The organism is Paraburkholderia rhynchosiae (assembly GCF_002879865.1).
Lineage (GTDB): Bacteria > Pseudomonadota > Gammaproteobacteria > Burkholderiales > Burkholderiaceae > Paraburkholderia > Paraburkholderia rhynchosiae.
The window spans coordinates 22,864-31,481 of the sequence record NZ_PNXY01000049.1; the positions used below are offsets into that span (position 1 = coordinate 22,864).

Genomic DNA, 8,618 nt, shown 5'->3' on the forward strand with positions numbered 1-8,618 from the left:
TCCATCAAAAAATGGCTGTCCATACCGCTGCCCACCACTCGAGTGGGCAAGTCTTGCCGTTCCGTGAATCGCTTCTGGCGATGCTTGGCATCTCCTTCGTCACCATGCTGGTCGCGCTGGACCAGACGGTGGTCGGCACGGCGCTTCCCACTATCGTCGCCGAACTCAAGGGGTTCGAACTGTACGCGTGGGTGGCGACGTCGTATTTGCTGACCTCGGTGATTACGGTGCCGATTTTCGGACGCCTCGGCGACTACTACGGACGCAAGCCGTTCGTGATTGCGTCGATTGTCGTGTTCACCGGCGCGTCAGTCTTGTGCGGCGTCGCAAACAACATGCTGTTTCTCGTGCTCGCCCGCGGTTTGCAGGGCATCGGCGGCGGCATGCTGGTCGGCACCGCGTTTGCCTGCATCCCCGATCTTTTTCCCGACTCAGTGGTCCGTCTGCGCTGGCAGGTACTGATGAGTTCGGCCTTCGGCATCGCCAACGCGGTCGGGCCTTCGCTCGGCGGCTTTTTGACTCAGTACTACGGCTGGCGCTCGGTGTTCTACGTGAATTTGCCGGTCGGCCTGCTGTCGCTGTTTTTCGTCTGGCGTTTTCTGCCGCATTTGCGGCATGTCGAACACGAAGGCAAGATGCGGCTCGATTGGCCGGGCGCCGCGCTGATCGCGGTGGCGCTAGGCTCGCTTCAGTTGTTCGTCGAGTTGCTGCCGAAGCATGGGCTTACGCTTGGCGCTTGCGCATTGCTCGCGCTGAGCGTCGCGTCGGCGTATGCGTTGTGGCAATGGGAGAAGCGCTGCCCGACAGCGATTCTTCCCGTCGACATGTTCCGCAACCGCAGCCTCGCCGCGCTGTTCACGCTCGCGGTGCTCGGCGGCTTCTCGATGTTTTCGCTGCTCTTCTACGCGCCGTTGCTGTTCCAGGGCGGCTTTGGGATGTCGCCGAAGGAAGCGGGTGTGGTCATCACGCCGCTGGTCGTGTTTATTACGTTCGGCAGTATCGCCAATGGGCGCATCGTTTCGCGCGTGCGCAATCCGAATCTGATGTTGTATGTCGGCTTCGCGTTCATTGCGCTGTCGTGTCTCGGCGTGGTCGTCGCCACACGTTCGATGCCGCAATGGCTGCTCATGTCGTTCATGATGCTCGGCGGCCTCGGCCTCGGTTTCGTCATGCCGAATCTGACGATCTTCGCGCAGCAGACGGCCGGCCGCGAACATCTCGGCATCGCAACGGCGCTGCTGCAATCGCTGCGGATGATCGGCGGCATGATCGGCACGGCGCTCACCGGAACGCTGATCAGCCATATGTACGCGAGCGGCGTGCGCAGCTCGCTGGAAAGCGATCACGCGTCGCAATGGTTCACCGATCTCGGCGACCCGCAGATTCTGATCAACCACGAAGCGCAAGCCACCTTGCTCGGCGAACTGACACACGCCGGGCATAACGGCGCGATGCTTCTCGAGAGCGCGCGCGAGACGCTGGTAGCGGCGATTCATTTCGGCCTCGCGATGGCCGCGATCATCGCCGTGGTGTCGATATGGCAAAGCCGCCGTGTTCCACCGATCAAGCTTCAGCGCAAGCTCGAGCCTGTGATTCACGCCGACTGATTTTGGACTTAGGTTTTACTGAACCATCATGGAAGAACAGGACCGCGTCGCCGTCATGCAGCAGTTTGGCCGCACTTATCGGGCATTCATGTCGGCTTTCGAGGCGCAAGTGGGCCACCCATTGCCGCGCTGGCGCATTCTGCTCGCGCTGCATGAACAGGCGGGTGAGTCGTCGCAGAAGCGGCTCGTCGAGCGCTTGCGTGTCGATCCTGGCGCGTTGACGCGCCAGTTGAAAACGCTGGAAGGACTGGGATGGGTTGCGCGCAGCATGGATACGCGCGATAACCGCGTGACCAATGTGCGCCTGACCGAAGCCGGTGTGTCCGCAACCGAAGCGAGCCTGCCGCGCCGCAACGCTTTTCTGCATGACACGATGGCCGCGCTGCCGGACGACGCGCTGAGCGCGCTGTCCGGCGCGTTGAAGATGCTCGAAGCGAGAATCGGCGAAGTGGTGTCCACGGCACCTCTCCCCGACGCGGACGGCGATGTCAGCGCTGACGACACAGCGGCGTCAGCGGAGCCGGCCGTTGAGCGGCGCATGTGAGGCAACGCGTCTGACCGGTTTCGCACGGCCAAGGCATGAGAGCTGCGAGCAGCGCATCCACACGCCGCGCCCACACCGGCAAGCAAATCAGAAGAACGTTTCGATCACCTCGGTGACGCGATAAGCCGGATCGAGCACCAGCACCTGACGCCATTTGTCGAACGTCAGGCACGGATGCGAAATGTCGAACGCGACCATGTCGCCCACCTTCAGATCGGCGCCCGCGGGAATCCGCATATACGCGTGCTGATCCATCAAGCCGAAGATTTCCCAGCCTTCGCTCACGGCGATGTTGCGCGGCGCGTGATCGCCCGGCCGATAGTGGCGCGCCGGTTCTGGCAGGCCGGCGTCGAACGCGGAGTCGCGTTTGCCGAGCCCGATGATCGCGCGATCCGGCTCGGGAATCGACTGCACGTACGCCCACAATTGCAACGCGGGGAGCAAGCCTTCGCCCATTTTCTTGGCGACGGGATTGCGCGCGAGGATATCAGTCTGCGCCTTGCGATAAATGCCCACATCATGCGTCAGATAGCAGCCGGGACGCAGCACGACTTCGACCTTGCCGCTCTCCGACGCCTTCACGAATTCCTCGGCGACCACGTCATACCATGCCGAACCCGCGCCCGACAGCAGAGCCGGCGTGCGGTCAAAACGTCCTTCGTCGATGAGCGCGCGCGTGACCGCAACCGCGCTTTGCAGAAACTCGCGTACTTCGTGTTCTTCCTTCAGCACGCCTTCATATAACTCGACGCCAGCGAGCTTCAGCACGCCGGGATAGCGGCCAATCGCTTCGAGCACCGCGTTGCGCTGCGCTTCGTCGCGCACGCCGGTGCGGCCGCCCGGCACGCCGAGTTCGAGCAGCACCTGCAACGGCTTTTTCACCGTGGTGAAGAACTGTCCCAACTGTTCGACGCCATCCACTGAATCCACCAGACAGAAGAACTCGAAGTCCGGATCGCTCAGCAGTTCAGCGACCATCATCATGTTGCGGCGGCCGACCAGCTGATTCGCCATCAGCACACGCGAGACGCCGCCGTGATAAGCCGCACGAACCTGATGCGCCGTGGCGAGCGTGATGCCCCAGGCGCCGGTGTCCAACTGACGGCGAAACAGCTGCGGTGCCATCGTCGTCTTGCCGTGCGGCGCGAGCTTGACGCCGTATTCGGCAACGAACGCCTGCATCCATTTCAGGTTGTGCTCGATGCGATCGGCGTAAAGCACTGCGGCGGGCAGGCTCACGTCTTCGTTTAACAGATTCCACTCCAGACGCCCAGCGTCCGTAAGCTGGATGCTGGCGCCGGGAACCATGCCCAAGCCCTTGCTATAAGGATCAATCGTTGCGCCCTGATAGTTTGTAACTTTCATGTCTCCTGCTCCATCGTCCGGTTAAATTGCGTTGAAGTTGACTTTACCATGTTACCGAAAGTACGATTGGCGGAGAAATGTTATTTAGTACCAAGGCCGGGCCGCTATCGCGTTGTCAGTCACGGCCCGCCGCCGCGAGCGGCGGCACCGCCCTTCACCAGCAGCAAGACCAATGAACTCAACCGCCGAACCGCTGGCATTCGACATCGTCGCGCGCATCGCCGAATGTGCGCCTGAGTTGCGCTCGGCCGAACGCAAGGTCGCCGCGCTGATCCTCGACGATCTGACGGGCGCATCGCGCGCCAGCATCGGCGCGCTCGCGCAGCAGGCGCAGGTGAGCGTCGCGACTGTCACGCGTTTCGCGAAGGCGGTGGGTTGCCGCGACGTCCGCGAATTGAAGCTGCGGCTCGCGCAGGCCGCCGCGGTCGGTCAGCGCTTTTTGCAGGCGAGCAGCGCGAGCGACGCGCCCGAGCACATCGCGACCCGTGTATTCGACGAATTGCAGACGGCGCTCGCGCACAACCATCAACTGCTGCGCCAGGCGCCGCTGGCCGACGCGGCGGCTGCGTTGCGCGCGGCGCGCATGATCTACGTGTTCGGCATGGGCGGCGGATCGACGGCGCTCGCCGACGAAACGCGCTTTAGACTGGTGCGGCTCGGCCGGCCTGTGGCCACGTATCAGGACGGCTTGTTGCAGCGCATGGTGGCGAGCACGGTCTCGCGCGAAAGCGTGGTGATCGCGCTGTCCACAACCGGGCGTGTCCCGGAGATGGTGGAGAACTGCAACATCGCGCGCAGCTATGGCGCGACGGTGATCGCGCTGACGGCACCGGCGTCGCCGTTGGCGAAGCTGGCCGATTGGGTGATTCCGATCGTGGCCTTTGAGACCGACTTCATTTATAAGCCGTCGTCGTCGCGCTACGCAATGATGATGGCGCTCGATGTGCTCGTCACCGAACTTGCCGTCAGTCAGGGTGACGAGAGCCGCGAATTGCTGCGCCGCATGAAGCACGCGCTCGACACGCACCGCGGTGGCGGCGATCGACAACCGTTAGGAGACTGATCCATGCACTCGCATCCCGAAGCCGCCGACACGCTGATCGTCGGCGCGCAACTGTATGACGGCACCGGCGCGCCGCCTGTCGAGCGCGACGTTGCGATCCGCGACGGCCACATCGTCGCGATCGGCAATCTGTCGAACTGGCTTGCCGAAGAAGTGATCGAGGCCGAAGGCCGGGCGCTGGCGCCTGGTTTCATCGACGTTCACACGCACGACGACACGCACGTGATCCGCTCGCCGCAAATGCTGCCGAAGATCACGCAAGGCGTGACGACGGTGATCGTCGGCAATTGCGGCATTAGCGCGTCGCCGGTTTCGCTGAAGGGCGATCCGCCCGATCCGATGAATCTGCTCGGCGAACGCGACGCGTTCCAGTACCCGACCTTTGCGGACTACGTGAAGGCAGTGAATGCGGCGCGTCCGGCCGTGAATGTAGGCGCACTGATCGGACACACGGCGTTGCGCAACAACCAGATGGATCGGCTGGACCGTGCGGCCACGCCGCAGGAAATCGACGGCATGCGCGCGCAACTTGAAGAAGCGCTGGCCAACGGCGCGCTCGGTTTGAGTTCGGGGCTCGCGTACGGTTCCGCGTTCGCCGCGCCCACCGAAGAAGTGATGGCGCTCGCCGAGCCGCTCGCCACCGCTGGCGCGCTGTACACCACGCATATGCGCACGGAGTTCGACGCGATTCTCGACGCAATGGACGAAGCGTATCGCGTGGGCCGTCATGCGCGCGTGCCGGTGATCATCTCGCATCTGAAATGCGCGGGCCCGTCGAACTGGGGACGCAGCGTCGAGGTGCTGAACTCGCTCGAAGGCGCGCGGCGCATGCAGCCTATCGGTTGCGATTGCTATCCGTACAACCGCAGTTCGTCGACGCTCGATCTGAAGCAGGTCACTGGCGACATCGATATCACGATCACGTGGTCGGAGCCGCATCCGGAGATGGCCGGCAAGCTCATCAAAGAGATTGCCGCCGAGTGGGGCGTCACACAGCAGGAAGCGGGCAAGCGCTTGCAACCGGCAGGCGCGGTCTATCACAACATGTCCGAAGAGGACGTGCGGCGCATCCTGTCGCATCCCGCGACGATGGTCGGCTCGGACGGCTTGCCGAACGATCCGCTTCCGCATCCGCGTTTGTGGGGCGCGTTTCCGCGCGTGCTCGGCCATTACGCTCGCGACGCCGGTTTGTTGCCGCTCGAAGAAGCGGTGCGCAAGATGACGAGCCTGTCCGCTCGGCGCTTCGGCCTCGCGCAACGCGGCGAAGTGCACGTCGGCTATCACGCCGACCTCGTGCTGTTCGACCCGGCCAAAGTGCGCGACGCGGCGACGTTCGAGCAACCGCAACAAGCGGCCGACGGCATCGACGCAGTCTGGGTGAACGGCGTGCTGTCATACCGCGACGGGGAAGTGACGGACGAGCGCGCCGGGCACTTCGTGGCGCGCGGCGCGGCGTCGAAAGGGGATGCGCAGGGCGCATTCTGATTAATTGATCGAACGATCTATCAAGGCGCGCGCGGCGCTATGACCACGCGCGCCGAACCTTTAAGGAGTGTGATGATGAAGCGATATGGCGTTGAAGGCGGAAAGGGAACGGGCGGTCAGCATATGCCGTTTTCACGTGCAGTCGAAGCGGACGGCTGGCTGTTCGTTTCGGGGCAAACGCCGATGGAAAACGGCGAAGTGATCAACGGGGGAATCGTCGAGCAATCGCACAAGGCGATTCAGAACGTGTTCGCGATTCTGAAGGAAGCCGGCTACGGCGCGGAGCATGTGGTCCGCTGCGGCGTGTGGCTCGACGATCCGCGCGACTTCGCGTCGTTCAACAAGGTGTTTCGCGAATACTTCGGTGACAATCCGCCGGCGCGCGCCTGTGTCGTTTCGTCGATGGTGATCGATTGCAAAGTCGAAGTGGATTGCGTCGCTTATAAGAAGCCGACGGCTTGAAGCATCTGGTTCGCCGCGGGGCGTGAGTGACTGTGAGAACCCGCGGCGATCCCCCTTGCTTACTGACGCGCGAGCCGCATATTGTCCGGCATCGGCAGATTGTAGTTGGTGCGGAACGGGTTGATGTCGAGCCCGCCGCGCCGCGTATAACGCGCATAGACCGCGAGCTTGACCGGCTTGCACGCCTTCATCACGTCGATAAAAATTTTTTCGACGCATTGCTCGTGAAAGCCTGTGTGATTGCGGTACGAGATGATGTAGCGCAGCAAGCCCGCGTGATCGATCTGCGGGCCGATGTAATGGATTTGCACGCTGCCCCAATCGGGCTGCCCCGTCACAGGACAATTCGATTTCAGCAAATTGGAAAACACTGTTTCTTCGACGGGCGCTTCGTCTAAAGCCGCTTTCAGCAGCGAGGCGTCCGGCGTGTACACGTCTGTGTCGAGATCCAGCCGGTCGAGCGACATTCCTTCGAATTCTTCCATCCGCAATTTGCCGAAGTCGTGCGGCCCGGTCAGATAAACAGAGACCGTCGCGCCGCAAGACGCGGACACGTCGCGCTTGATCGTGTCGCGCACTGCTTCTATCGACTCAAACGCGGTCTGCGCGAACGAACCGAGATAAAGCTTGAACGACTTGGATTCGACGATATTCGGCGAGTCGGCCGGCACAAAAAAAGTCGCCACGGCGATTTGCGGTTTGCCGCGCTGATTGAGCCACGACAACTCATAAGCGTTCCAGATATCCGTGCCAAAAAACGGCAACTGGGCGCCAATTCCGATTGTTTCGCGCGCATTGCTGCGCGCAATCGGGAACAGCAGCGAGGCGTCGTATTGTTCGGTGTAAGAGGAGGGCTTACCCAGCGGTGATTGTTCGGGTGTCATGATGCATTCACGATGCCACTCAGCACGTGCCCGGTCGCCGTCACGACGCGGGCCGATTCGCAATGGCCAATTTGGTCGTCGAAGAAAAAGTCCGGCTCGAACTCGCGCAGAAACGCGCTCTTGTCGAGGCCGCCGAGGAACATCGCTTCGTCGATTTCGATGTTCCAGGCCATCAGGGTTCGGATCGCGCGCTCGTGCGCGGGCGCCGAACGCGCCGTTACCAATGCCGTACGAATATGCATCGGCGCGGCTTCGTCCGCGAGTTTTTGCAGCCGATGAAGCGCTTCGAGCAAGGGCTTCAGCGGCCCGTCGGCGAGCGGCAAATCCTTGTTGTGCGTCTCGTGGCCGACGAAGGCTCGCAGGCCGTCCTTCTGAAACACGCGCTCGGCTTCGTCGGAAAACAGCACGGCGTCGCCGTCGAAAGCAATGCGGATTTCGTCCGGATACTTGCTCGCCATTTTCGCCGATTCCGGCAAGACGCGTGCGGCCGGAAAGCCGGCGGCCAGCGCGTCGCGCACGTCGTCCTGATTCGCGGACAGAAACAGCGACGCGTTCAACGGCTTGAGGTAACCGAACGGCGCACGGCCGCGCGTGAACACGCCTCGCTCGATCGCGAGTCCGTGTTCGCGGCACGAATGAAACGCGCGCAATCCGCTGATCGGATCGCTGCGCGAAAGGATCACCACTTCCACGCGATGACCGCCCGCGTTCAATGCCAACAGCTTGCGGATCAGCGGAAACGCGACGCCTGGTTTCGCGGGCACGTTCAGCCGGTCGCGCTGCAGTGCTTCATAGGTCTGAAGGTCGCCTTCCTCGTACACGCGGTTCTCTTCCTCGAAGTCGAACAGCGCGCGCGACGAGATTGCCACCACCAGTTTATCGACAAGCGAGAGAGCCATCTGCGCGTTTCAATCCAAAAGTTCAGGCGAGGAACAGCCGATACACCGGATTCTGCGTCTCTTCCCAGTACGGATACCCAAGCGTCGAGAGAAAGCGCTCGAACTCCGCGTTGTCCGTTTCCGGCACCTGAATGCCGACGAGGATCGAGCTGTAGTCCGCGCCCTGGTTGCGGTAGTGAAACAGGCTGATATTCCAGTCCGGCGCCATCGACGACAGGAATTTCATCAGCGCGCCCGGCCGCTCGGGAAACTCGAAGCGGAACAGGCGCTCGTCGTGCGCGAGCGGCGAGCGGCCGCCGACCATGTAAC

8 protein-coding genes and 1 pseudogene are annotated in these 8,618 nt (G+C 62.4%); 5 read left to right on the forward strand and 4 right to left on the reverse strand.

The annotated features are described in order from the left end of the window. The first annotated feature begins 11 nt into the window (after positions 1-11). Positions 12-1,607: an MDR family MFS transporter gene (locus C0Z16_RS34020; RefSeq protein WP_102636389.1), complete on the forward strand. Its 1,596-nt coding sequence runs from the start codon at positions 12-14 to the stop codon at positions 1,605-1,607. A gap of 28 nt (positions 1,608-1,635) precedes the next feature. Beyond that, entirely contained in the window at positions 1,636-2,151 is a 516-nt protein-coding gene (locus C0Z16_RS34025) for a MarR family winged helix-turn-helix transcriptional regulator (protein WP_102636381.1), read from the forward strand. Positions 2,152-2,238: 87 nt separating this feature from the next. On the opposite strand, the gene C0Z16_RS34030 is transcribed toward C0Z16_RS34025, so the two are convergent. After that, positions 2,239-3,516 (reverse strand): amino acid deaminase, encoded by a 1,278-nt coding sequence (locus tag C0Z16_RS34030; RefSeq protein WP_102636382.1) that lies wholly within the window; start codon positions 3,514-3,516, stop codon positions 2,239-2,241. Positions 3,517-3,688: 172 nt separating this feature from the next. On the opposite strand from C0Z16_RS34030, the gene C0Z16_RS34035 reads away from it, so the two are divergent. From C0Z16_RS34035 to C0Z16_RS34045, 3 genes are all read left to right on the forward strand, one after another. Beyond that, entirely contained in the window at positions 3,689-4,579 is an 891-nt protein-coding gene (locus C0Z16_RS34035) for a MurR/RpiR family transcriptional regulator (protein ID WP_102636383.1), read from the forward strand. A 3-nt stretch (positions 4,580-4,582) separates the two neighbouring features. Further along, complete coding sequence (locus C0Z16_RS34040) at positions 4,583-6,064, forward strand: N-acyl-D-amino-acid deacylase family protein (RefSeq protein ID WP_102636384.1); 1,482 nt, start codon at positions 4,583-4,585, stop codon at positions 6,062-6,064. Positions 6,065-6,139: 75 nt separating this feature from the next. Continuing rightward, on the forward strand, positions 6,140-6,526 hold the full coding sequence (locus tag C0Z16_RS34045) for a RidA family protein (protein ID WP_102636390.1): 387 nt from the start codon (positions 6,140-6,142) through the stop codon (positions 6,524-6,526). A 59-nt stretch (positions 6,527-6,585) separates the two neighbouring features. On the opposite strand, the gene queF is transcribed toward C0Z16_RS34045, so the two are convergent. The 3 genes and pseudogenes from queF to C0Z16_RS34060 form a co-directional block, all read right to left on the reverse strand. Then, positions 6,586-7,410 (reverse strand): NADPH-dependent 7-cyano-7-deazaguanine reductase QueF, encoded by an 825-nt coding sequence (gene queF / locus C0Z16_RS34050; RefSeq protein ID WP_102636385.1) that lies wholly within the window; start codon positions 7,408-7,410, stop codon positions 6,586-6,588. Continuing rightward, the gene (locus C0Z16_RS34055) at positions 7,407-8,309 is read right to left on the reverse strand and encodes a 5'-nucleotidase (protein WP_102636386.1); all 903 of its coding nucleotides are present in this window, start codon (positions 8,307-8,309) and stop codon (positions 7,407-7,409) included. The genes queF and C0Z16_RS34055 overlap by 4 nt, the downstream gene beginning before the upstream one ends. Before the next feature lie 22 nt (positions 8,310-8,331). After that, positions 8,332-8,618 (reverse strand): annotated as a pseudogene (locus tag C0Z16_RS34060) (threonine ammonia-lyase, biosynthetic); the annotation flags it as partial.

Excerpts from the sequence above, each read along its gene's own strand:
- queF (WP_102636385.1), bottom strand. The coding sequence starts at position 7,410 with ATGACACCCGAACAATCACCGCTGGGTAAGCCCTCCTCTTACACCGAA.
- C0Z16_RS34025 (WP_102636381.1), top strand. The coding sequence starts at position 1,636 with ATGGAAGAACAGGACCGCGTCGCCGTCATGCAGCAGTTTGGCCGCACT.
- C0Z16_RS34030 (WP_102636382.1), bottom strand. The coding sequence starts at position 3,516 with ATGAAAGTTACAAACTATCAGGGCGCAACGATTGATCCTTATAGCAAG.
- C0Z16_RS34040 (WP_102636384.1), top strand. The coding sequence starts at position 4,583 with ATGCACTCGCATCCCGAAGCCGCCGACACGCTGATCGTCGGCGCGCAA.
- C0Z16_RS34020 (WP_102636389.1), top strand. The coding sequence starts at position 12 with ATGGCTGTCCATACCGCTGCCCACCACTCGAGTGGGCAAGTCTTGCCG.
- C0Z16_RS34055 (WP_102636386.1), bottom strand. The coding sequence starts at position 8,309 with ATGGCTCTCTCGCTTGTCGATAAACTGGTGGTGGCAATCTCGTCGCGC.
- C0Z16_RS34045 (WP_102636390.1), top strand. The coding sequence starts at position 6,140 with ATGAAGCGATATGGCGTTGAAGGCGGAAAGGGAACGGGCGGTCAGCAT.
- C0Z16_RS34035 (WP_102636383.1), top strand. The coding sequence starts at position 3,689 with ATGAACTCAACCGCCGAACCGCTGGCATTCGACATCGTCGCGCGCATC.